This is a genomic window from Ruegeria sp. BB6, from assembly GCF_056539385.1.
The window spans coordinates 274,473-297,569 of the sequence record NZ_JBQFUW010000004.1 but is presented as its reverse complement, the minus strand read 5'-3'; the positions used below and the strand labels follow the sequence as shown (position 1 = coordinate 297,569).

18 protein-coding genes are annotated in these 23,097 nt (G+C 55.3%); 2 read left to right on the top strand and 16 right to left on the bottom strand.

Features of this window, described 5'->3' with window-relative positions; genetic code table 11:
• Window positions 1-2: 2 nt before the first annotated feature.
• The 5 genes from ACR0B7_RS12075 to ACR0B7_RS12055 all read right to left on the bottom strand — a co-directional run bounded on the left by ACR0B7_RS12075 (window position 3) and on the right by ACR0B7_RS12055 (window position 4,461).
• Complete coding sequence (locus ACR0B7_RS12075) at window positions 3-725, bottom strand: sterol desaturase family protein (protein WP_170486239.1); 723 nt, start codon at window positions 723-725, stop codon at window positions 3-5.
• 44 nt (window positions 726-769) lie between these two features.
• Window positions 770-1,090, bottom strand: a complete 321-nt coding sequence (locus ACR0B7_RS12070; protein ID WP_170486240.1) for a hypothetical protein — start codon at window positions 1,088-1,090, stop codon at window positions 770-772.
• Window positions 1,087-2,277: a flavin-containing monooxygenase gene (locus ACR0B7_RS12065; protein ID WP_170486241.1), complete on the bottom strand. Its 1,191-nt coding sequence runs from the start codon at window positions 2,275-2,277 to the stop codon at window positions 1,087-1,089. Before ACR0B7_RS12065 ends, ACR0B7_RS12070 begins: the two co-directional genes overlap by 4 nt.
• A 34-nt stretch (window positions 2,278-2,311) precedes the next feature.
• A complete protein-coding gene (locus ACR0B7_RS12060) occupies window positions 2,312-2,929 on the bottom strand; it encodes a carboxymuconolactone decarboxylase family protein (protein ID WP_170486242.1) in 618 nt (205 codons plus the stop codon).
• Between the two features lie 71 nt (window positions 2,930-3,000).
• Window positions 3,001-4,461, bottom strand: coding sequence for a coniferyl aldehyde dehydrogenase (locus tag ACR0B7_RS12055; RefSeq protein ID WP_170486243.1), 1,461 nt, complete (start codon window positions 4,459-4,461; stop codon window positions 3,001-3,003).
• Window positions 4,462-4,659: 198 nt separating this feature from the next.
• On the opposite strand from ACR0B7_RS12055, the gene ACR0B7_RS12050 reads away from it, so the two are divergent.
• On the top strand, window positions 4,660-5,685 hold the full coding sequence (locus ACR0B7_RS12050; RefSeq protein WP_480681550.1) for a helix-turn-helix domain-containing protein: 1,026 nt from the start codon (window positions 4,660-4,662) through the stop codon (window positions 5,683-5,685).
• A 113-nt stretch (window positions 5,686-5,798) separates the two neighbouring features.
• Here ACR0B7_RS12050 and pbfA read toward each other — a convergent pair whose 3' ends face one another.
• From pbfA to ACR0B7_RS12030, 4 genes are all read right to left on the bottom strand, one after another.
• The gene (gene pbfA, locus ACR0B7_RS12045) at window positions 5,799-7,154 is read right to left on the bottom strand and encodes a (R)-1-hydroxy-2-aminoethylphosphonate ammonia-lyase (RefSeq protein ID WP_170418536.1); all 1,356 of its coding nucleotides are present in this window, start codon (window positions 7,152-7,154) and stop codon (window positions 5,799-5,801) included.
• A 100-nt stretch (window positions 7,155-7,254) separates the two neighbouring features.
• Window positions 7,255-8,703: a phosphonoacetaldehyde dehydrogenase gene (phnY, locus tag ACR0B7_RS12040; RefSeq protein WP_170418539.1), complete on the bottom strand. Its 1,449-nt coding sequence runs from the start codon at window positions 8,701-8,703 to the stop codon at window positions 7,255-7,257.
• A gap of 17 nt (window positions 8,704-8,720) precedes the next feature.
• Entirely contained in the window at window positions 8,721-9,965 is a 1,245-nt protein-coding gene (gene phnA, locus ACR0B7_RS12035) for a phosphonoacetate hydrolase (RefSeq protein WP_170389101.1), read from the bottom strand.
• Between the two features lie 20 nt (window positions 9,966-9,985).
• Entirely contained in the window at window positions 9,986-11,173 is a 1,188-nt protein-coding gene (locus tag ACR0B7_RS12030) for a 2-aminoethylphosphonate--pyruvate transaminase (protein ID WP_170418542.1), read from the bottom strand.
• A 118-nt stretch (window positions 11,174-11,291) separates the two neighbouring features.
• Here ACR0B7_RS12030 and ACR0B7_RS12025 point away from each other — a divergent pair, with 118 nt between their 5' ends.
• The gene (locus ACR0B7_RS12025; RefSeq protein WP_170577005.1) at window positions 11,292-12,176 is read left to right on the top strand and encodes a LysR substrate-binding domain-containing protein; all 885 of its coding nucleotides are present in this window, start codon (window positions 11,292-11,294) and stop codon (window positions 12,174-12,176) included.
• A 16-nt stretch (window positions 12,177-12,192) separates the two neighbouring features.
• On the opposite strand, the gene ACR0B7_RS12020 is transcribed toward ACR0B7_RS12025, so the two are convergent.
• The 7 genes from ACR0B7_RS12020 to ACR0B7_RS11990 form a co-directional block, all read right to left on the bottom strand.
• The gene (locus ACR0B7_RS12020; protein ID WP_170418547.1) at window positions 12,193-14,202 is read right to left on the bottom strand and encodes a putative 2-aminoethylphosphonate ABC transporter permease subunit; all 2,010 of its coding nucleotides are present in this window, start codon (window positions 14,200-14,202) and stop codon (window positions 12,193-12,195) included.
• Window positions 14,202-15,332, bottom strand: coding sequence for a putative 2-aminoethylphosphonate ABC transporter ATP-binding protein (locus ACR0B7_RS12015; RefSeq protein WP_170418550.1), 1,131 nt, complete (start codon window positions 15,330-15,332; stop codon window positions 14,202-14,204). The genes ACR0B7_RS12020 and ACR0B7_RS12015 overlap by 1 nt, the downstream gene beginning before the upstream one ends.
• Before the next feature lie 118 nt (window positions 15,333-15,450).
• Window positions 15,451-16,473: a putative 2-aminoethylphosphonate ABC transporter substrate-binding protein gene (locus tag ACR0B7_RS12010; protein WP_170389096.1), complete on the bottom strand. Its 1,023-nt coding sequence runs from the start codon at window positions 16,471-16,473 to the stop codon at window positions 15,451-15,453.
• 345 nt (window positions 16,474-16,818) lie between these two features.
• On the bottom strand, window positions 16,819-18,507 hold the full coding sequence (locus ACR0B7_RS12005) for a Na/Pi cotransporter family protein (RefSeq protein WP_170577006.1): 1,689 nt from the start codon (window positions 18,505-18,507) through the stop codon (window positions 16,819-16,821).
• Between the two features lie 83 nt (window positions 18,508-18,590).
• A complete protein-coding gene (locus ACR0B7_RS12000; RefSeq protein WP_170418556.1) occupies window positions 18,591-19,370 on the bottom strand; it encodes a DeoR/GlpR family DNA-binding transcription regulator in 780 nt (259 codons plus the stop codon).
• A 413-nt stretch (window positions 19,371-19,783) separates the two neighbouring features.
• Window positions 19,784-21,562: an acyl-CoA dehydrogenase gene (locus ACR0B7_RS11995; protein ID WP_170486540.1), complete on the bottom strand. Its 1,779-nt coding sequence runs from the start codon at window positions 21,560-21,562 to the stop codon at window positions 19,784-19,786.
• A gap of 181 nt (window positions 21,563-21,743) precedes the next feature.
• Window positions 21,744-22,982, bottom strand: a complete 1,239-nt coding sequence (locus tag ACR0B7_RS11990) for an NADH:flavin oxidoreductase/NADH oxidase family protein (protein WP_170486541.1) — start codon at window positions 22,980-22,982, stop codon at window positions 21,744-21,746.
• Window positions 22,983-23,097: the final 115 nt, after the last annotated feature.

Here is a 23,097-nt window from a genome sequence, read left to right as displayed (position 1 = left end):
GTTTACTCAGCCGGTGAGGTTGCGGTGACCCATTCCCGGTCTGGCGCACGGTCGTCACCCGACGAGAAACGGAGAGTGCCCATCAACCAATCGGTCAGAGGAAAAGTAACGTTGAAGTTGGCATCATGCATCATATCGCGATTATGGTGCACAGTGTGGAACAGGCGCAGATATTTCCAACCGGGAAGGAGACTGAAAACGCGCTCGGTTCTTGTGCTTCGAGGCACATGGAAACTGAAGTGCAGAATCTCGTACATCAGATATTGCGAAATCACGACTGTGCCAAATAGCAGACCCACATTCATATTGAACAGCCATGTCAAAAGCAGACCGCCGGGAACGGCAATCAGGACTGTGAACAACATGATCAGATAGATTGGAAAGATCACCACGCGCCAATCCAAAACCATCTGATAACCCATATCGTGTTCTTCAAAAAAGGTATGATGATCACCGGTATGACGCTGATAAAACAGCTTCATGATCTTGGTCTTGCGATGACCGAACCACCTGTGCGCAGAATAATCCGCGATGTTGCTTCCGATGATCGCTATCGGGACAATCCACAAGTCCACCCATTCAAAACCATTCAGGTTGGAAAGAGCAAACCACATCAGCCCACCGGCAACGGTACACAAGGTCATCAAGTGAATCCCGCCGCTGTAATAGGGGCTTATTTTCGCCCGGTATTTTGCCCGAAACCTTTCACGCGACTCGTCACTCATCTCCAAATCCTCCTCAAAACTTTGTTAATGGCCAGATGTGATATTCAGGCAGACGACTCCGCCAGAGAAACGGGCCGAGGTGCCTCGACCGGTGTCAGTTGGTAGTCTTTCAGCCGAACTTTCCGCGTCTGCAGGCGGTATTCCCACGAAAAGCCAGGCCAAAGCGCGGTGTTTTTCCCCGAGCTTGTCAGGTACCAGCTGTTGCAACCGGACATCCAAGTGGTCTTTTTCATGCGGTTTTGCAGCCAGGTATTGAACTTGTCCTGCACGTGTTTGTGCACATCAAATGATGCAACCCCGGCCGCATCCATCTGCCGAACCATGTCCATGATGTAGTTAAACTGCGACTCAAAATAGAAAATCATCGAAGTATGCCGGACACGGTATTCGGCCCCATAAGCAACATCAGGTTCGGGAACCCTGAAACAGTTACGCCCTTATAGGCTTCTGCACCGTCCGCCCAGGCGTCATTAATGCTCAGCCCGTTCGCGCCTGTAATTGGATAGGGCGCGGCCTCGGTGGGAACCTTGAAACCTGTCGCGCAGACGATTGCATCGACCTCTACCGCGCGCCCTGTTCCGTCGATTATCGTGTTGCCCCGAATTCCCCCCACGCCGTCCGTGATCAGATCGACATTCCGCTTTACAAGCGCCGGGTACCATTCGTTGGACAGCAGAGTTCTCTTGCATCCCACCTTATAGTCAGGAGTCACCTTGCGACGCATTTCCGGGTCTTTGATGACGCTGTTGATGTGTTTTTCACCCATTCGCTGAGCGATCGGCGTAAGCGGCGTGTCATAAACGATGACCGGCGATTTTGCCTCGGCGCTCCAATAGATCAGTTGCCGTCTAAGGTATTGCAACAGAGGGAACCGGCGGAAGCGGTTTTTGCTGACTGCATCAAAAGTCCGCTCCGGTTTGGGTAGAACCCAGGATGGCGTCCGCTGAAACACACTTAGCTTCGAGACCTGATCCGCAATGGCAGGCACAACTTGAATAGCACTGGCACCGCTGCCGATCACCGCCACTCGTTTGCCGGTCAGATCATAGTCGTGGTCCCAGACCGCCGTGTGCAGCACCTTGCCGTCGAAGGACTCAAAACCTTCTATCTGCGGATAAGCGGGATCGCTGAGAGAACCGTGGCCTGCTATCAGAAGATTGGCTTCGATGGTTTTGCCTTCTTCGGTCGTGGCTTTCCAGACATTGCGTTGATCGTCGAACGTGGCACTGTTGATTGTCGTGTTGAACTCGATGAACTGATGCAGGTCGTATTTGTCAACGCAATGACGGATGTAGTCCAGAATCTCACCCTGTTCGCCAAAGGCACGGGACCATTCGGCGTAGGGCTCAAATGAATAGGAATACAGGTGGGACTGCACATCGCAGGCCGCACCAGGATAGGTGTTGTCCCGCCAGGTTCCACCATCCTCGGACCCACGCTCGTAAATCCGAAAGTTGGTGTAGCCCGCCTCTTTGAGCTTGATCGCAATTCCCAACCCCGAAAATCCGGTGCCGATGATTGCGATATTGAATTGGCCTGATCGGAAACTCATTTCTTCCCTCTCGACGTTCGACTGCACACCGCGTTCAAAGCGGGGTGCGAGACATAATCTGTTCGATTTCCGGCTCAACCTGCACGCCGACGCTGTTGAGAATGCTGGCAAGTCCGGTATAGGTGGCGATCAGGAACAAGAGCTCGATCAAGAGCTTCTGATCCAGATGGTCTGTCAGCGACTTCCATGTCTCTGGCGAGACCGCGTGCGCGTCGATCATCTCGTCGACGGCCGTCAGGATGGCGCGTTCATCCGCAGACCAACCTTCGGCTTCTGGTCCCTGCGGGATGCGGCGTATGTCGGCCACGGTCAAGCCAGCACGCATTCCGATATCGCAATGATGGCTCCATTCATAAAACGAGCGGGTCTTCCACCCTACGCGCAACAGCGCCAATTCGGTTTGTCGCCGGGTCAGTTCACCTTTGGGCATGATCTTCGCGTTGAATTTCGCAAAGGAGAAATAGACGCGGAAATTTCGGAAAAAGGTCTGAAACAGGTTCGTTGATTTTGCACCGCCAATCTTGACTATCATGTGCAGGACGAACCGTTTGTAAGGACCAAGTTCTGACTTACTCAAAGGGGTCAGCCGAGCAGAGTCCAGTTTCTTCCATCCGCCCTCTGGCTCAAGGTCTAGCAACGAGTCTTTCGTCACGTCTATCTCCGTCATTTGATCAGGTGCGCAGCCCTGTTTTTGAGGCTGCGCCTGCTCTTGTTGCCTGTATTTCAGTTGATCTTGCGCTTGCGGAAGCGGAGCTTCTGCATAAGCATGAGCTGTTTGTACATGAAGTTGCCCCAGGGCGGTGCGACCATCGCCGTGGCGTTGAACTTGCCCTTGCGCACGATGCCCTTGGCCTTCGAGAAGGTGCGGAACCCTTCCTCGCCTTGATAATGCCCCATGCCCGACGGACCGATGCCGCCGAACGGGATGTCGTCGACACCCACATGCGAAACCGTGTCGTTCACGCAGGCACCGCCAGAGTGGGTCCGCGCCAGAATGTCATCGGCACGGCGCTTGTCCCAGTCAAAGTAGTACAGCGCCAGCGGGCGCGGACGCGCATGCACATAGGCGATTGCATCTTCCAGCGTGTCGTAGGCAATCACCGGCAGGATCGGGCCAAAAATCTCTTCCTGCATCACCAGCATGCTATCATCCGCGCCCAGAACCAGGGTCAGAGGCATCTTGCGCGTGCCCCCAAAGGTTTCGCCCTTGGGGTTGATCTGGATGATCTCGGCACCTTTTTCCTCGGCATCCGTCAGATAACCCTCAAGCCGGGCCTTCTGCCGTTCGGTGATGATCGCGGTGTAGTCGGCGTTCTCGCGCAGGCTCGGATACGCCTTCGTCATCGCATCCGAGAACGCGGACGCAAAGGCGTTGACCTTGTCGCGCGGGCACAGGACATAGTCAGGCGAGACACAGATCTGACCGGCATTGAAGCCCTTGCCGAAACCGATCCGGCTGGCCGCCTCGTCCAGCGGAAAGTCGTCGTGGATGATCGCCGGAGACTTGCCGCCCAGCTCAAGGGTCACGGGCGTCAGATTGTCCGAAGCCGCCTTCATCACGATCTTGCCCACCTGGGTCGAACCGGTGAAGACCAGATGGTCAAACGGCAGCTTGGTGAACTCGGTCGCAACCTCGACACCGCCTGTCACCACGGTGACTTCGTCCTCTGCATAAATATCCGCGAGGATCTCCTTCATGAGCTCACCCGACGCCGGCGCAAATTCCGAGGTCTTGATCATCGCCCGGTTGCCCGCGGCCAAGGCACCGATCAGCGGCGAAAGCCCCAGAAAGAACGGGAAATTCCACGGCACCACGATGCCCACAACCCCAACAGGCTGATAGCGCACTTCGACCTTCGCCGGCATCACCGTCATCGGCGCGTGGCGGCGCTGGGGCTTCATCAGCTTGCGCAAGCGCTTGCGATAATAGGCAATTCCGTCCAGCAGAGGCATGAGCTCGGCCAGCTCGGTCTCGGCCGCCGCTCGGTTCGAGAAGTCCTTGTTGCAAGCCGCAATAATCCGAGCCCGATTGTCCAAAAGCGCATTGTGCAACTTGTCCAGACGCCGCACACGCGTCGCACGATCCGGCAGCGGATCTCCAAGACACGCCTTCTTCTGCGCCAGAAGAAGACCCTCAAGGTCAGGAAGTTCCGATTGGACAGGTGTCAGATGAGGGGCAGACATGTTCGTCTCCAATGATTGAACCAAGGGGAAAGGTCAGGCAGCCGAAGAAATGCCCAAAGGGCTTAGGGACACCACGACTGTTGACGATGAACGCATTTTTCTCCTCCTCACCTAAAGATTGGGGCAGGTCGCCAAAAAGCCGATACCCGTTCCGGCCAATTTTTTGACATTTTACGCCATCAAGAATATCTGTTCCAAATGACTCAAACCCCTCAGACACGCGGGCCCGAAAGCCTCAGAATATTGTGCGAAGCTGCGCCTGAGTTCGGCGTAACGGTTGAACAATGCCTTGAAAGAACGGAATTAAATCCGTTCTCTTTGTATGACTCCGACACCCTGATCAAGAGGGACCAGGAACTGACCGTGATCTCAAACTTCCTGCGCCATGCGCCCCGCCGCGTGGGTTTGGGTATTGAAATTGGCCGAAGGTATCGCCTCGAGATGTTTGGTATCTGGGGGTATGCTGTCCTGAGCAGCCCAACTCTGGGATCGGGGCTGGAGACCGCCGTAAAGTTTGCCAATCTTTCCTTTCTGATCGCACATCTGGAGCTGATTCAAGACCGGGACAGCATCTTGCTGAACTATGACACCACCGGCCTGCCCAAGGAGGTAAAGACCTTTGTTCTTGAACGGCATCTGGCGGTACTTCAGACATTCAGCCATGCGCTTTTGGTGGACCCCTCACTGTATCAACCCGTGTTCAGAACGACCGAGCGCGACCCGCAGGTCTTGGAAACGCTTCAAAGAGAACTTGGCCTGATCGTACAGAAAGACGACAAGCTGGACGCCGTCGTGTTGCCGAGGGCACTTTTGGATCTTGCCCTTCCACATCACGACCCGAAGGCTTTGGCCATCTGCCTTGAGCAATGCCGCGACCTGTTGAATCGCACTGCTGAGGCCCAGAACGTCTGGACAAGTCGAGTGCGGGATGCCGTTCTATCCGAAGTCAAACCTACGCTTAAAATCGAAGACATCGCAGCTCTGCTAGGTGTCAGCCCCAGAACCCTCAACCGGCGGCTCCGCGACGAGGGCACGACCTTTCGCAAGACACTTGTAAAAACACGCCTCGCTATCGCGCATGAGTTTCTGACGACAACGGGGCTGAGCGTCTCCGCAGCCGCCTGGCGCGTCGGATATTCAGAGCCGTCCAGTTTCGTGCGCGCGTATTCCCGCGAATATGGCGGACCACCGCGAAGGGTCACGCGCGGGAGCCCCCGTGAATAATTGGGCGCTGGCAGCGACCCCGGTTGCGATATGTCAATGAAACGAGGCGGGCCAGAACATGCCGCACCCGTCGCGCAAACGCAGCTCTCTTACGCCCACAGACCGAACAAACGTCAGCTTTGCTGCTTAATCGCACCAATAACGACGTCCAAAGCCTTGTCCAGATCCTCCCGCGAAATCGTTAGAGGCGGAGATAGGGTCAGAACACAGCCCTGGCTGATCTTGAAACTCACGCCTCCATTAAGGCAGGCATAGTAGATACGTTCGGCGCAGGCATTGTCGGCCTCACGAGTGCTGCGGCTTTTGACGATTTCAACACCGAACATCAAACCCCGCCCTCGAATGTCCCCTACTATTTCGACCTCGCTCAACTCGGTCTGCAAACGAGCCATGGCGTGCCTTCCCAAGTCGGCGGAACGCTCGACCAGCCCCTCGTCTTCGATGATCTCGATCGTAGTCAATGCAGCCCGGGCCGTAACCGGGTTCTTTTCATGTGTGTAGTGCCCGATCGCAAAATCACCGCAGACGTCCAAGTCTTGACGGGTGACACACGCGGCGATGGGCAGGATGCCGCCACCCAGCGACTTGCCCAACGTTACAATGTCGGGAATTATCTCGTCATGCTCGAAGGCGAACATCTTTCCGGTCTTGCCCAAGCCCGTCGGTATCTCGTCCATGATCAGCAGGGCGCCGTGTTTATTGCATGCCTCGCGCACGGACTTCCAAAACCCGGCCGGCGGCACATAGGGAACGGCACGCATCGGTTCAGCGATTACGGCGGCCACGTCGCCTTCTCGTTCCAATGCAAACTCGACCATTTTTGCGCAGGCCAGCCCACAGGTTTCCGGGCCGGGATGATTGTATGGACAGCGATAACAGGCAAACGGTGCCACATGTTCCGCGCCCGGCAGCAACGGGCCTGCAATATGACTGCGGAATGTCGCCTCGCCGCCGACCGAGGATGCGCCGAAACCCGCCCCGTGGAAGGCATCCCAGAAGCTAACGGTTTTGAAACGACCCGTTGAGGCACGCGCGATTTTCAATGCGACCTCATTGGCGTCGGACCCACCGGTTGTGAACAGAGATTTGTTCAAGTCTCCCGGAGCGATCTCGGCCAGTTTCTCGGCCAGCTCAACGGCAGGATCATTTGTAAACCGACGCGGAGCAAAGGGCAGATCATCAAGCTGTTTTTTGATCGCAGCCACCAGCCGAGGGTGGCCGTACCCAATATGGTGCACGGAATTTCCGTGAAAATCCATATACCTGCGCCCATCCATATCCTCGATCCAAATGCCTTCGGCCTTGGCAATGGTACTCACACAGGGGCTGGACAAACTCTGATGAAGAAACGCGTTCGAGTCGCGCTTTAACAGTGGTTCAGATCGAGGTCCAATCGAAGACTTCAACCAGTTTCGGCGGGCTTCAGACGTATTCGACTCGCCTTCGGTATGGGTGATTTTAACGTCCATCAGTTTCTCGATTTTGGCTGGCTGTTTGCTGAAATCAAACGACGAGGCACCGTTACCGGAGCCTCGCCGCATTACCGTTCCATTGTTGACTGGCGACGGCTCAATTTGGCCACGGCAACGAGTAGGTCTTTACGTTGGTGAAGAACTTCATCGCTTCGATCACGCCTTCCTTCACGCCATTCCCGCTGTCCTTGATCCCGCCAAACGGTGACATCTCGATCCTGTATCCGGGCTGTTCCCAGATATTACAGGTTCCGACGTTCAGCCCGTTGATATAAGCAATCGCGCGGTTCAGATCGTTGGTGCAGACCCCAGATGACAATCCGAACTCGGTTGAGTTTGAAATCGCCATAACATCATCGTCATTGTCGGGCACGCGGACGATGGGGACGATGGGACCAAAGGTTTCCTCCATCACCAGCTCGCTGTCATGGGGCACCTTATCAACCACAATCGGAGGCAGCAAAGCCCCCTGTCGGCCGGGGTGATACAGGATTTCGGCCCCTTCCTTTTCGGCCATGAAGACGCGGTTCTCGAAGACTTCCGCTGCCTTGTCGTGGATCACACACCCAAGCTCTGTCTCTGGGTCCTGCGGATCGCCGAACTTGATCTTTTTAGCCTTTTCCAGAACCAGCGGCACAAATTTGTCTGCGACACTTTCCTGAACCAGAATGCGCTTGATCGCGGTGCACCGCTGACCCGAGTTACCCGTAGCGCCCGCAACGGCAATGGTGGCGGCTTTGTCCAAATCCGCATCCGACAGATCGTTCAAAACGATCAGGGGATCGTTTCCGCCCAATTCCAGAGCCTGACGTTTGTAGACACCTTTGGCCGCGATCATCTTCCCGACCGGAACCCCGCCGGTAAAAGTGATGATGTCGATATTTTCATTGGTGACCATTTCGTCACCGATGTCCTGCGGCCAGCCAGTGACAACCTGGAACATTTCAGGCGGCAGACCGGCCTCGTACAGAATGTCAGCCAACGTCAGGCAGGTCATCGGCGTCAATTCCGTCGGTTTGCAGACCATGCAGTTGTTGGTGGCGATCGACGGCGCGATCTTGTGACTGACCATGTTGAGCGGGTGATTGAACGGCGTGATCGCACTGATCGCGGTCACCGGCTCTCGCGTTGTGAAGATTTTACGCGCCTTGCCGTTATGGGTCAGATCGCACGAGAATATCTCACCATCGTCCTTCAGCGCTTCGGCCGCGGCGAACTGATAGACATCCTGCGCGCGTTTCGTTTCGTAAATCGCGTGCTGGTGGCAGATGCCCAATTCCAGCACCAACCACTTCGCCAGATATTCCCGACGCTCGCCAATCAGTTCTCCGGCGCGTTGCAGAATTTGGCTGCGCTCATAGCGGGTCAGCTTGGGCTTGTAGTTCGCTGCGATCTCGAACGCCTTGCGCGCATGTTCGGCGTTACCCGCAGGAACATATCCAACCACTTCGTTCGTGTAGGGATAGAGAACTGGAACCTTGTCATCGGTAAAGACAACCTCTCCGCCGATCCGCATGCCTTCGTTTCTGATTTCGGCTTCACTCATGACTTGATCTTTCATGGTTACTGCGCCGCCGCTGTTGTGGCGTAGAAGAACGCATCAAAGTTTCGCAGATCGGGCGCGTTGCCCAGATCAATCACGCGGTTCACGATAAAGGGCACTTCCTGCTCTGTCAGCCCGCCATGACTGCGCAGGGGCTCCTTGAGCGCGGCCAGATCATGGCGGTCCGCCGAGGTTCCGATGGTCATGTTCTCGCCCGAGATCATCACGATATCGCCGATACGATCCGCAGGAAGTTCAAAGCGTCGGATCGCTTCGTCTTTATCGACCACAAGGATCAATTCTTCCCGAGCGTCCAGTTTGGCCATGATGTCCGCAACATCCGCGCCCTCGGGCAAATAGGCGGTGGCAAATGCACCAAGCGCACCGTGGTGCACCACGTAGGGATCGGTGATCGGAAGGATCACGCGCGCCTGACCTTCACCCAGCCATTCATCCATAAGGTCCTGCGCATAAATGACATTTGGTTCGCCATCGGCGTTGTGCTTGGGCTTCATCCCGTGATCGGCGGTGACAACGATGGCCGCTCCCATCTCGTCCAACTGTGCGAGGTACCTGTCAAACATTGCATAGAAATCCAGAGCGCCCTGTTGGTCCGGCGCAAACTTGTGCTGGATATAATCCGTCGTCGACAGGTACATGATATCGGGCTTGAACTCTTTCAGCAGCTTGACGCCAGCCGCAAAGACGAACTCGGACAGCTCGGCCGAATAAACCTCGGGCACGGGCATGCCCAACCACGCGCTGGCATTGTCGATGCCATGTTCTGCCTTGGTGGTTTCCCCTGCGCGCTCAGACGAAAACGCGACGGCGCGGTCTTCGTCGAACTTCAGGCCAGCCCCCAGCAATGCGCGCAGCTTGTCCTTGGCGGTTACCATCGCGACGCGATACCCGGCCTCGTAAAACTGCGAGAAGATAGTCGGCGCGCGCAGGAACCGCACATCGTTCATCATCACTTCTTCACCGCTGTCCGGATCAATCAGGTAGTTACCGCAAATCCCATGCACGATCGGAGGGCGACCCGTCGCAATCGACAGGTTATTCGGGTTGGTGAAGGACGGAATAACGGAATGAGCCAGCCGATCGGTGCCCGTCTCGCGTATCCGCTTGAGCGTGGGCATCAATCCCTTTTGGATGGCTACTTCCAGATATTCAGGCTCGCACCCATCCAGACAAATGGCAATGGCGGGAACCTTTGGGGCCGGATAGACACGCTCGTTTGCGGTCACGGGGGAATGAATTGTCATTTTCGGTGGTCCTTTGTGTCTTAAGCTGCCAGCTTGGCGCGTTCTTCCAATGCCTGAACCGGGGGGGCAGCGTTTGCGACACCCATCTCGGCCAGAGAATCCTTGGCTGCGGCCACAACCTGCCGCATCACTTGTTCATCCATTTGCCCAATGCAGCCGACACGGAAACTGTCGACAACAGTCAGCTTACCCGGATAGATGATAAACCCTCTATCCTTCATCAAATCGTAGAAGCGGCCGAACTCAAAACGCTCATCAGCCGGGCAGAAAAAAGTCACGATGATAGGGCTCAGCCAGCGGTTCTGCAGCAGCGTCTCAAAACCCAGTTCCCGCATTCCAGCGACCATCACATCCCGGTTAGACGTGTACCGCGCGCCGCGTCCGGCAACTCCGCCCTCGGCCTCGTGCGCCTTCAACGCTTCGAGAAACGCCGCAACAACATGGGTTGGCGGCGTAAAGCGCCACTGACCCGTTTTTTCCATATGAGCCCACTGCGCATGTGCATCCAGCGACAGCGAGTGACTATTGCCCTTTGCGGCAACAAGTTCAGATTTGCGCGCGATGACAAAGCCGAAACCAGGCACACCTTCAATGCACTTATTGGCGGACGAGACCATCGCCTCGTACCGGATTTCCGAAGGCTTCAAGTCGATCGCCCCAAAAGCAGACATTGAATCGATGAGCAACTTGCGACCGGCTGCATAGACTGCTTCTGAAATTTCCTCGACCGGATTCAAAATACCCGAGGACGTTTCGCAGTGGATTGCCACGACATGCGTTATGGTTGGGTCGTTGGCCAGAATCTCCGCCACTTCGGAACCACGCGGCGGCAAGTAGTCGCCCTTGTCCAGAACCACATGATCGCGTCCCAGATAGTCCAACGTCTGCGCTGAACGCATCCCGTACGCCCCGTTTGCCAAGACCAGCGTCTTGCTTTTGCACGGGATGAAAGAGGACAACATGGATTCAACCGCAAAAGTCCCGCTGCCTTGTATCGGCACACAGTCGAATTCCTCGGCCCCCTCGCCCAGCAAAGCCAGCAGCCTAGCGCGCATGTCTCGGGTCATGGCTCGGAAGTCGTCATCCCAACTGCCCCAATCCTTGAGCATCGCGCGCTTGACGGCATACGAAGTCGTCAAAGGGCCGGGGGTCAGAAGATAGGGCTCACCCATCTTCGGAGGCTCAATCGAGTTTTCAGGTTTGGTCATCACCATGCTCCGATAACACGTTTCAAAGACACAATTGCAACGTCATCGGCTATATGTAAAATTGCAAAAATCAATCTTATGATAAGCTCCTCCTATACTTGACTTCAAAGGCAAAAACATGCGACACAGCCAGTTAAAAGCGTTTCACCATGTGGCTCTTTACGGTGGTTTTTCCAGAGCGGCCGAGGCGCTTTTCCTGACCCAACCCGCAGTTTCCGAACAGGTTCGCAAGCTGGAACAGGATCACGATCTGCTGCTTTTCCAACGCGAGCGAAAGCGCGTGTTTCTCACCCCAGAGGGAGAAAAGCTGTTTCGCTTCACAAAGCAGTATTTTGAGGTCGAAAACCAGATCGAAGACTATCTGTCGGAATCCAGTGCGGCCGTGGACGGCGAACTTCGCATCATTGCGGATTCAGCGCACCATCTAGCCGACTTTCTTGGCCCATTTCAGGCGATGTATCCGAATTTAACCGTTTTGGTCCGATCCGGAAACACAAACGAGATCCTGGATGAGCTCAGGGCGTATAACGCGGAAATTGGGATCGTGGGCAGCCCCTCACCCGGCAAGGACATGACTGTTCTCAATCTCGGGGCAACGGAAATAGTTGCGTTTGCCGGGCCTGAGATTCTACCGGAAACTACAACTGAACTGAACTTCGACGAGCTGAAAGGCCTACCTCTGATTTTCCGCGAACAGGGGTCGAAGACCCGACAAAAACTCGAAGATGAAGCGCGCAACAGAAGAATAAATCTAAAACCGGCCATCGTCGCCGAAGGCCGCGAAGCGGTACGAGAGCTTGTGGCATCCGGCGCGGGGATCGGATTTGTCTCGCGCGCCGAATACGGTCGCGACGACCGGCTGCGTCAGATCGAGCTGAAGGGCGTAAACCTGCAAATGGGTGAAAGCATGATTCACCTGACGCAGCGCGTCGAAGTCAAAGTCATCCGGGCGTTCATGGACTTTGTAAAACGCATCCAATCGGAAAAGGCGGCGGCCGAATGAACGTCAGGTTCACAGACTAACGACTGCGCCATGCCTGAGTTCTGTTTAGAATACCCTTAGACGCGACCAGATGCAGAATTCTGGCAGCCGCGTTGGTGTAAAAGATCATCATTCCCATCGCCGCCGCAGGCGCAATATCACCAGCGTCGTCCATGTTCAGCACAGCGATCGATGCCAATGTCGTCTTGGGCGAGTACAGGAACACAACCGCTGAAACCGTCGTCATGGCATTGACGAAAAGATAGATCGAGATATCCAAGATCGCGGGCATGCACACGGGCACGGTCACTCGGGCAAACAGTTTCATGGTAGGTTGTTTGAGCGAAGCCGAGACGGACTCAAACTCAGTATCCATCTGTTTCAGTGCCGTCACCGCCGTCAGATGTGACACGGTATAGAAATGCGTCACCGAGCAGATGACCAGAATGGCCATAGTTCCGTAGATCGCATTCATCGGGTTGGACGGGTTGTTGAAGAAAAAGATGTAGGCAAGACCCAACACCATTCCCGGAATTGCCATCGGCAACATGGCGAACATCTGGAACAACGCACGACCGGTTCTGAAACCATTCGATTTTTCCACCAAATAGGCTCCGAAAAACACTATGGACGTGCCAAACACCGCAGTCAGAAATGCCATCTTGATCGAATTGAAGTACGAGCCCCAGCCGCCTCCGTCCATTTTGTCGAACTGATAGTTGTTCAAACTCAGGCTCAGGTCGTATGGCCAGAACTTGATCAAGGCCGCAAACTGGCAGACAGCCAGCAACCCGACAATGAACATGGCAATCAAGCTGCAATAGGCCAGCATGATCCCATCCAGTCGCGCGTTCGGTGAAGGCTGGTATGGCACGGACCGCGCGGACAGCAACGCAACCTGTTTCGATTGCACCAGACGGTCAATCGCAAAGGCCAAGATCGCAGGGACAACCAGCACAACTGACACCACCGCTCCCATCTCAAAGTTCTGCTGACCGATCACCTGTTTGTATATGTCTACCGCGAGGACGTTGAATTGACCGCCAATCACCTTTGGCAACCCGAAATCAGTTATCACAAGGTTGAAGACCACGAACGCCGCTGAAATCAGACCGTACCGCGCACCCGGAACAGTGACAGTCCAGAAGGTCCGCCAAGGGGTCGAACGCAGGCTCGACGCCGCTTCGTACAGACGCGCGTCCGAGATTGCCAAGGCTGTCGAAATAATGAGGAAAGCATGTGGGAAGGTGAAGAAAACGGACCCGATCACAATCCCGATGGGACCATAAATACTGGCACCAAACAGCAGTTCTTTCAGCATCCCTTGATTTCCGAACAGGTACACCAGCGCAATACCGGGCAGAAGCGACGGCACAAGGATCGGCGCCATTGCGACCAGACGGAACACGCCCTTGAACCGCATGCAACTGCGATTGAGTGCATAGGCAAACCAGAAGGCCAGCGAAACAGTGATCACGGTGCTGACAACCGCAATCCACAGCGAATTCTTGATCGAATTGAACAGCGCCGGAGTGGAAAAGTAGCTGACGAAGTTGTCCACACCAGTCGATTTCACCGGCCGTAGCTGAACACGTCTAAACGTGTTTGAATCAAGCTCGACCCAATCGGTACCCTTTTGCAGATTCGAGCCGACAAGAAAGCGGCCTTCTGGAACCGTGTTTCGGATTTGGTACATCACCGGGCTGCGGAAGCTGAAATCCGGGAAAAATGGTGTCACCGAAAGTCGCCCGTCAGAACCGGTCGACAGGTCTTGATCGGAGTACGCCCCAGTTTCCGAATTCAACTGGGCACCGTTCAGGATCGTGCCGTCGAAAACACCGTTTTCATCACTGACCTGAAATTCATATTGCGACAATTCCATCCGGTATGTCGAAAAGGACTTGGACAGCATCGCCCATAAGGGGAAGGCTAAGGTAACAACCAGGTAAAGCGCGATTACGATCATGCCTCCGCGCATGATAATGTCGTCGCGGCTCAGTTTGCCCTTGATGATTGGACCGGCGGGTAGTGCAGAGGATTGAGTCATCAGCCCTGCTCCGCCGGACTAAAGGCCAAGAGACGGTTGCAAGGCAGCTCGATTGTCATCCGACCACCTTCTTCAAGCCCCAGGCGGCGAACCGCGTTGATTGAGAAGTCCCCGATCAATTCTTCATCGCCAAACGTTTCATGCTGAAGCCGGCAGCGCCAGAACGATCCCAGAAACTCCATTTGTGAAATAAGGACTTCAAACGCATTCTCGGGTGTCGAGATGCTATCCGGCGCACCCGGCGACCGCGCCCCGTCGCCGTGCGGAATAATATCCTCGGGTCGGACCGCGGCCACAACTCGGTCGCCTTTACGGTGGGTGTGTGGCTCGCATTTCAGTGCCGAGCCGCCAAGCTCCAAAGTATCGGTATCCCCTGCGACAGCGGTCAATTGGTTCATCTCGCCAATGAAATCTGCAACAAACAGGTTGGAGGGGTGACGGTAGATCTCTGTTGGGGTGCCGACCTGCTCGATCACGCCGTGGTTCATGACCACGATCCGGTCGGCCATTGCCAGCGCCTCTTCCTGGTCATGGGTTACCATCACCGTTGTTACGCCCAGCTTTCGTTGTAGTTCTTTAATCTCATGCCTCAGATGCACACGCACCTTGGCATCCAGCGCAGATAGCGGCTCATCCAATAGCAACAGGCCCGGGTTTGTTGCGATGGCGCGCGCCAATGCGATCCGTTGTTGCTGCCCTCCGGACAATTGCGCCGGGTATTTGCTGCCCTGATCCGGCAGGCCAACCAGTTTCAACAGCTCGGCCACGCGCACGGTTATCTCGGACTTGCTGCGACCCGTATTTTCCAGACCAAACGCGATATTCTTCTCGATCGTAAGGTTGGGAAACAGCGCGTAGGACTGAAACACGATGCCAAAATCGCGCTCGGAGGGCGGAAGATTGGAAACATCCTTTCCGTCCTGCATCACCGTGCCTTTTGTCTGAAGGTCAAGACCCGCGATCGCACGCAGCAGAGTAGTCTTTCCGCACCCTGAGGGACCAAGAAAACAAATGAATTCCCCTTCATGGATGTCGAGCGAGATGTCTCTCAGCGCAAGAAATTCACCAAAGGCTTTCCATAGGTCTTGGATACTCAGATAGAGATCACCGGGAGAGGTTTTCTTAAGCACTGGGAGAGATCCTTGAGATTAGCGAAGGCAGGGCCGAGGGGAAACTGCGCCGCTCATGAAGGTGAGGGATTTTCTGTCCAAAGGGCGGAGGGGCACCTGGCCCCTCCTGCCAAGCTCATCAGTTCTTTGGTTCGGACTTGCCGTCGTAGCGAGACTGCCATTCCTTCAGGATGGCCGCCCGGTTGTTGGCTGCGAACTCAAAGTCATTGTCGATCATTGCATCCAGCAAACCTTCGGGGAAGTGTTCGACCGGCTTGGCAATCCCCGGCATCGCGACAACCGCATAGCCGGTGTTGTACATTTCGTTGGCCTCTTTGGTGACCGAGAAATCAACCAGCTTCTGCGCGGCTTCCAGATTGCCTGTTCCTGCGACAATCGCTGTCGCCTCCATGTCCCAACCGACACCTTCGGACGGAACGATGATGTCCAGAGGCGCACCAGCGGCCTTGGACTTGGCGCCACGGAAAGCAAACGAAATTCCGATCGGAATCTCACCCGCCGCAGCAAGCTTGCACGGCTTGGAGCCCGAATGCGTATAGCGCGCGATATTCTCATGCAGCGCGTCCATGTACTCCCAACCGCCATCTTCACCGAACATCTGCAGCCAGCTTGAAACGTCCAGGAATCCGGTACCGGACGAGTTCGGGTTCGGCATAATGACATGCCCCTTGTATTGCGGGTCTGTCAGATCCTTCCACGAGGTCGGCGGTGTCAAACCAGCCTTCTCCGCTTCAACCGTGTTGTAGCAGACAGAAGCCACCCAAGCGTCCATTCCGACCCAGCTGGGAACGTCGCCGCTGTCGACAAATTTCGCATCCAGCTTTTCCACTCCGACTGGCGCGTAGGGTTCAAGCATATCTTCTGATTTCAGAAGCAGCAAAGAAGTCGCCGCCAAACCCCAGACGACATCGGCTTGCGGGTTGTCACGCTCGGCCAGCAATTTTGCCGTGATAATACCAGTGGAATCGCGAACCCAGTTAATCTTGATGTCCGGGTAAGCGGCGTTGAATTGTTCCGCATACCGGGCCAGGTCTTCGGCCTCGACAGCCGTGTAAACGGTCAGTTCGGTTTCGGCGGCTGCCGCTGTTCCCATTAAGGCCGCAGCCACAGTAGCGATAAACTTAGACGTGGTTTTTTTCATGTTTCCCTCTGTTGAGTTGAGTATGACACCTACGCCATTCTCGTGCGGCGCTTTGATTTTCTAACTTTTGGTGGAAGTAATTTGACAGAATACAGGACTAAGAAAAATCGATAATATCTACTACATCATAAGCAGTACTTATAGTTTCAAGACCTGCTATAAATGCGGCAATTTACAAATTCTCCGCCGATGATTTGCGCAAAACCACCACCGGCGTGAACAATGGGTTGAGAAGAAGCTGGAATTTTCGGCAGTTGCAGAATTGACCGTCACGCGCAAAGAGACACGCCCCGTGGTCGTTGCATGCACAGCAGAAACCACGAAGCAGACAAACCCGCGCAGCTTTTACACTTCGGCGTTGCGTTCGTGCTGCGGCAATTCTTCGATCAGGCGCGTTTCCAGCAACTGGCCGTTCGCATAGAGGATCGATGTTGAAATAGCCGCAATGTGGCTGTTGAACTCTCGCAATGCCCGCAATGTTTCCAGATGAACGTCACTGGTTTCAAAACTGTCGATCCTACCCTTCTGCAACCGGCGGAAGTGGCGTTTACGACTGTCGCGCTCGGCCCGCTTGATCTCGGTTTTTTCAAGATTCAACAATCGCGCGCTTTCGAGATCCTCAGAGATGATGACATTGGTTGCCAACTTCAGGTTGGCCAGGATCTTTTCGTGCATTTCCTGAACCTCCGACCATCCTTCGGGCGAGAATTGCTTGCCAGAGCCGCCAAGCTCGGTCGCTAATACAGTCAGGCGTTTGGCCACCACATCGCCAGCAGTCTCAAGACGCACGGCATATTCCAGCATATCCCGCGCGATATCCGAATTCCTTTTGTCCATCTTTTCAGCAGGAAGCTTTGCAACAAAGGCGCGAATGTCGCTCAGGCACTGATTGACCTCCAGGTCGATGGCTTGAACTGCCCCGATCTGTTCAGCGTCGCCTGACTTGTACAGCCCAAGCAACGGGTTGAACATCATCTGAACCAATTCCGCCATACGCAGCAATTCACGCTTGAGCGCAGAGTTCGCCAACGCCGGAGTATCAGCCATCTCCGGCTCGAGTGCGCTGGCCGGACGCGCTAAAGGGTCGGTTTCTGAAACGGGCCGTGCGTCTGGCAAAATCGTCTCAAACGGCTTCTGCAGGATTCTGCAGAAGGGCAGCGACAAGATCAAAAGAGACGCATTAAAGACCAGATGGGCATTAACCAGCATCTGACCCTGATAGTCGCCTGCCAAAACACCTGAGCGCAGTGCCAATTGTGCTGCAAACAGACAGGCGACCGCCCAAACTCCGCGCAGTGCAAGATTTGCATAGGGAATACGCCGCGCGCGCACGTCTAATCCGCGGGTCAACCAGACCGGGATCAAGGCACTGCCAAGATTGGCCCCCAGAACCAGTGACAAACCTGCTGGAAACGGCAGAGCACCGATCTGCACCAGCGTAACGCACATCAGAATAGCGGCTACCGAACTGTGCATTACAAAAGCCAGCGCACCGCCCACCAGAAATGCGGTTACGTAGTCCCGAACCAGATAGTCAGCGATTGCCGGAAGGAACGCACTATCCCGAATTGGGTCCATGGCTTCACGCAGAAATCTTAGAGAAATCAGTATGAAAGCGATCCCCATCAGGATGCGCCCGATCTGACGACTTTTCTTGCGCTCGGTTTTGACGAACAACCAACCTCCGACCGCAAGAAGCAGAGGAACAAGCCAGTCCAACCGGAACGACAATATCTGGATAACAAGAGCCGACCCCAGATCGCCGCCCAGCACGATCGCCAAACCACTCGAAAACGACAAAAACCCGCCAGCCGCAAATCCCGAAGCAAGCAAAGCGACCGCAGCCGAACTTTGCAGAACAACAGCCAGGATCAATCCGGTCAGGCTGGATTCAACCATGCTCTCCTTACGCGTCAAGACCCTTTTGAACGAAGCGCCATAGCTTCGTTCGATCCCGGTTCGCACCATTCTAACCGCAAACAGAAGCAACATCGTTGCCCCGGCCAACTGCATCAGGAAGGTTAAAATTGCCATTCTCTAGTTGCCCTTTTGCTTTTCCCGGCAAAAACCCATGACGACCCGTCCTAAATCGTCGCTTGAATTTTGGAAGTTCATGTTCATTCGGCAGCCACGGTTACCTTGACCTCCCACTGTCCCAATTTCGCGCCCATTTTCTTGCCCGGCGCGCGGTCCGTCACAAGGTGATCGACCAAACTCGGGTCAAAGCACTGATGCGGCCCAGCGGTTTCAAATTTTTGATGAACCATTGAAATGATCGACAGGTTGCAGCGCTCAAGTATGACAGAGGCCAGCTCGCCTTCGGCTGAGTTGTTGTACAAAAAGCCAAATTTCGAGTTCAGCGCATCCGCACTGATTATTGCGAAGTCATAGGAATATCGCCGCGCTTGGGCCTCGACCACAAAGCCGAAGGTTCCCATCTCGTCCTTGCGCATCTCACCGCCCAGCAGAAACACGCGGTTGCCATTGTGCTCGACCAGCTTGTGCGCGATCTTCGTCGAATTGGTCACGACGGTCAGATTGCGCTTGGCACGCAATTCCTCGGCCGCAATTGCAGTAGAGCTTCCGACATCCAGAAACAGAGTTGCCCCGTCCGGTATCATCGCCGCCGCAGCATTTGCGATTTGACCTTTTTCCTGCGTGAACTCGCCTAAACGTTGAAAGAAATTTGCCTCATACTGGGGTTCAAGCAGGCGCGCGACCCCATGCGCCCGCGAAACGAGGCCCAATTTAGACAAGGATTTAATCGTGCGTCGTACCGTCTCGTCCGAGACATTCAGCAGGCTCGCGATTTCCACGTTTCGCGCTTGGCCACCAAGTTGGCGCAGTGCCTCAAGAAGCTGCAATTCCCTGGGAGAAACAGTTTCGTGTATGGCCATGCAATATTCTCCACATATTCTGGGCAAAATACCGTTTTTCGCCCATAGTTCCACAAAAATGTTGGAATTGGAGCAAATTCCCAAAAATTCGACGGGCTGGGCCCATTTTTCAGCAGCATGATCACGGGCCCAAAATACTGTGAAACCACAGCCCTTGAGCACCCAAAGCGCGACACGAAGAAACACTTAAGCGAAAAAGACCTGTTTCGCACCTACCCGCAAAAGGTCGCCGATCCTTGCTTTCCCGGTCCCAGTTTTCATCGGCCTGATGATGGACAGTCCGCACGAAGATTGGGGACCCGGTCGTGCAAGCACAGACGCTGATCCACTGCCGGGAGATCGGGCAAGTCCCAAAACCTGAACGCGGAACCGCATCACGGTTCCGCAGGCTCTCAATCCAGTTGAAGACAGTTTTACAGAATTTCGGCTTCCGTCTGTGCAATGCAGGCTTCTGCACGCTCGACTTGGGAAAAGCCGACCACGGCTTTGGGCAGTTCAACGCGCAGGAAATACCTGCAGGCCGCCTGTTTGCCGCGTGCCACCCGATCATCGCCCTGCGCCGCCAGCGCTTGAGACACCCAGAGCCAACCCAGCACGACATGGCCGAAGGCGCTGAGGAAGGCACCGGAGTTGTCCAGAGCCGCAGGGACAGGCCCCATCCCGGCCAACGCAATCACCGCCTTCTGCATCGCTTCTACGGCCTCTTCTAGACGATGAACTTCCTGCGCCAGAGACTCGTCCTGTTTCGCATCCGCGATGGTCTGCGAAACCCGATCAATCAGGATGCGGTAGCCCGCACCACCGTTCTGACCCAGCTTGCGCCCCACCAAATCTGCCGACTGAATGCCGAATGTCCCCTCGTGAATGGGATTGAGGCGGTTGTCGCGATAGAGTTGCTCCATGTCATAATCGCGCGTATAGCCATACCCCCCGTGCACCTGAATGGCCAAGTCATTGGCAACCAGCCCGAATTCAGAGGGCCAGCTTTTGGTGACAGGTGTGAGCAAATCCAGTAGCTGCGCTGCGTTCTTGCGCTCATCCTCGTCGGGGTGCGTATGTGCATCATCCGAAAGTCTGGAGGAATACAGACACAAGGCCAGCGCACCTTCGGCGTAGGCTTTTTGAGACAGCAACATACGTTTGACGTCTACATGTTCGATGATGGGGATCATCGCGGTATCAGACCCACCCTTGCCACGCTCCAATGACCGGCCCTGCCGCCGTTCACGCGCGTACTCGGCGGATTGAACATACCCGCGATAGGCCATCGCCGCGGCCCCCATACCGACCCCGATCCGGGCCTCGTTCATCATGTGGAACATGATTGCCAAGCCCTGGCCCAAATCTCCGATCCGCCACCCGATGGCACCGTCGTTCTCACCAAAATTCAGCAGGCAGTTCGTTGTACCGCGATAGCCCATCTTGTGATTGAGGCCAGCAACGGCCACATCATTCTTGGACCCGTCAGGAAGATATTTCGGCACCGCGAAGATCGAAATTCCCTTGACCCCCGGTATGAGCTTCCAGTCTTCGCCGGGCACTTTGGCAAGAACGAGGTGCAGGATATTCTCGCTGATCTCCTGATCCCCACCAGAGATCCACATCTTGTTTCCCCGCAGACGATACCGCACGCCCAATTCGTCCGAGCCATCCGGCTCTGCCCTTGTACGAATATCCCCCAGAGACGATCCGGCCTGAGGTTCGCTCAGGCACATCGTGCCGAAATTTCGCCCCTCAATCGCAGGCATAACCCAAGTTTCGATCTGCTTTTCCGATGCGAACGCCAACATCAGGTTGGCGTTTCCCTGAGTCAGAAACGGATACGCGGCGGTAGAGCAATTTGCGGCTGTAAAGTTCGCGCTTGAGGCCATCGTTACCGTCATCGGCAATCCCATCCCGCCCCTTTCGGCAGGAAAGCCCATCCCAAAGAAGCCCGCCTCGCGAAAGGCGGCCAGATCCGAAGCCGTTTCTTCAGGCAGCACCACTTTTCCGTCAGACAAATATGGCTCTTGCCGATCTGACACCTTGAAATGCTGTGCGAATTTATCGCGTGCGACCTGTGCCGAAAGGTCAAGAACCGACTGCATGGTCTCACGATCGTGCTCTGCAAACTGGTCGCGGGTTGTCAGTTCTTCGGTTTTCAGCCAGTCAAAAACCAAAAACCGCAGGTCGTCTTGATTAATATAGTCCACGAGCTTTTGCCCTCCCTCCGTTGAACCGGGGCGCGAGGTTTGTCGCGCCCGGTGCAAAGTTCCCTCGCACAACTCGGCCGATTGCAATATGCTGGATATTACAGCTTTTAATCACCCTCACCCAGTGACGGCCGCGTGGGCCGCCGGTCAATGCCACATCAAACGTTCGTCGTAGCCCGGGTCAGGCTCGCAATCTGGTGCGGGGACCCGTCAGCGATTTCCATATGATTGACAACGCGACCAGTTTTGGCGGCAGATTGGTTCGCGTCGGCTTGCCGCGAGAAAGACGCCACAACTGCCCCTCGTACCAAGTCAATCCGATCATTGTCATCAAATCCAACGCCCGGATACCAGTGCTGGGCTCTTTCAGCTCGTACCGGAAATCCGGGTCGGCCAAAGCAGCATTTGGCAGGTCTGGGCGCAGGATCAAAGGACGACACAGCCCCACCATGTCTGTGGCACCGCTGTTCAGTGCCTCCTCCATTCCCACGCGGCTGCGGAAACCACCGGTCACAACAAGCGGCACGTTGACCGTTTTACGCAACTCCGCCGCATATTGCAGGAAATACGCTTCGCGCTTCTGCGTCGACTCACGCACATTTTTCTCGCGCTTGCCCTTCATCATCGCCGGAGCCTCGTAGGTTCCGCCCGAAATTTCGATCAGGTCTATTCCGGCCTCCTCCAACGCTTTGACGACACGGATGGAGTCGTCTTCGCTGAACCCGCCTTTTTGGAAATCCGCCGAGTTGAGCTTGATGCCAATGGGATAGTCAGGCCCGGTGGCCGCGCGGATTGCAGCGTAGATTTCAAGGACGAAACGCATCCGGTTTTCAAGCGATCCGCCCCATTTATCGTCACGCCGGTTGTGATGCGGCGAGAGGAACTGACTGACCAGATACCCATGCGCACCGTGGATTTGAACCCCGGTGAACCCCGCCTGCTGAGCGAGGGCGGCCGCGCGCGCAAAGCGCGAAATAATAGCCTCGATCTCGGTCTCGGTCAGAGCGCGCGGCGGGTTGAACCCACTTGACAACGCGGGTCCAAGTGGCACCGCCGAGGGAGCCATGGGTTCAGGGCAAACCTGTTTTGGACTTTGTTTTCCCGGATGGTTGAGCTGCATCCAAATATGCGCACCATCGACCTTGCCCGCCTGAGCCCATGAGCGAAAAGCGTCCAGATCACTTTGATCATCCAGCACCACGTTATACGGCTCACCCAAGGCAGACCGATCGACCATCACGTTACCGGTCATTACCAGCCCGCTTCCGCCTTCAGCCCACGTTCGATAAAGCGTTGCAAGCCCCTGTTTGGGGTTCCTGTTTCTATCCCCCAGCTGTTCGCTGGCGGCGGATTTAAAGAAGCGGTTGCGGATAGTGGCCTTGTTTCCAAGTTGGAACGGCACGGCAAGAGGCGATGTCATCCTGAGGTCCAATCAAAGAGGCAGTTTGGTATAAAATCTATACCAATCAAACGTACTGCTTCAACCTTCTGCCGCTTGATCTGCCGCAACGGAATTTAGTTGGGGTTTCTCGTAG

What these genes read in the sequence shown, in the direction of transcription:
- ACR0B7_RS12070 (WP_170486240.1), bottom strand. Translation starts at nt 1,090, where the DNA reads ATGATTTTCTATTTTGAGTCGCAGTTTAACTACATCATGGACATGGTT.
- phnY (WP_170418539.1), bottom strand. Translation starts at nt 8,703, where the DNA reads ATGAGTGAAGCCGAAATCAGAAACGAAGGCATGCGGATCGGCGGAGAG.
- ACR0B7_RS12005 (WP_170577006.1), bottom strand. Translation starts at nt 18,507, where the DNA reads ATGGCAATTTTAACCTTCCTGATGCAGTTGGCCGGGGCAACGATGTTG.
- ACR0B7_RS12055 (WP_170486243.1), bottom strand. Translation starts at nt 4,461, where the DNA reads ATGTCTGCCCCTCATCTGACACCTGTCCAATCGGAACTTCCTGACCTT.
- phnA (WP_170389101.1), bottom strand. Translation starts at nt 9,965, where the DNA reads ATGACAATTCATTCCCCCGTGACCGCAAACGAGCGTGTCTATCCGGCC.
- ACR0B7_RS12020 (WP_170418547.1), bottom strand. Translation starts at nt 14,202, where the DNA reads ATGACTCAATCCTCTGCACTACCCGCCGGTCCAATCATCAAGGGCAAA.
- ACR0B7_RS11990 (WP_170486541.1), bottom strand. Translation starts at nt 22,982, where the DNA reads ATGACATCGCCTCTTGCCGTGCCGTTCCAACTTGGAAACAAGGCCACT.
- ACR0B7_RS12065 (WP_170486241.1), bottom strand. Translation starts at nt 2,277, where the DNA reads ATGAGTTTCCGATCAGGCCAATTCAATATCGCAATCATCGGCACCGGA.
- ACR0B7_RS12000 (WP_170418556.1), bottom strand. Translation starts at nt 19,370, where the DNA reads ATGGCCATACACGAAACTGTTTCTCCCAGGGAATTGCAGCTTCTTGAG.
- ACR0B7_RS12030 (WP_170418542.1), bottom strand. Translation starts at nt 11,173, where the DNA reads ATGACCAAACCTGAAAACTCGATTGAGCCTCCGAAGATGGGTGAGCCC.
- ACR0B7_RS12075 (WP_170486239.1), bottom strand. Translation starts at nt 725, where the DNA reads ATGAGTGACGAGTCGCGTGAAAGGTTTCGGGCAAAATACCGGGCGAAA.
- ACR0B7_RS12050 (WP_480681550.1), top strand. Translation starts at nt 4,660, where the DNA reads ATGACTCAAACCCCTCAGACACGCGGGCCCGAAAGCCTCAGAATATTG.
- ACR0B7_RS12010 (WP_170389096.1), bottom strand. Translation starts at nt 16,473, where the DNA reads ATGAAAAAAACCACGTCTAAGTTTATCGCTACTGTGGCTGCGGCCTTA.
- ACR0B7_RS12025 (WP_170577005.1), top strand. Translation starts at nt 11,292, where the DNA reads ATGCGACACAGCCAGTTAAAAGCGTTTCACCATGTGGCTCTTTACGGT.
- pbfA (WP_170418536.1), bottom strand. Translation starts at nt 7,154, where the DNA reads ATGGACGTTAAAATCACCCATACCGAAGGCGAGTCGAATACGTCTGAA.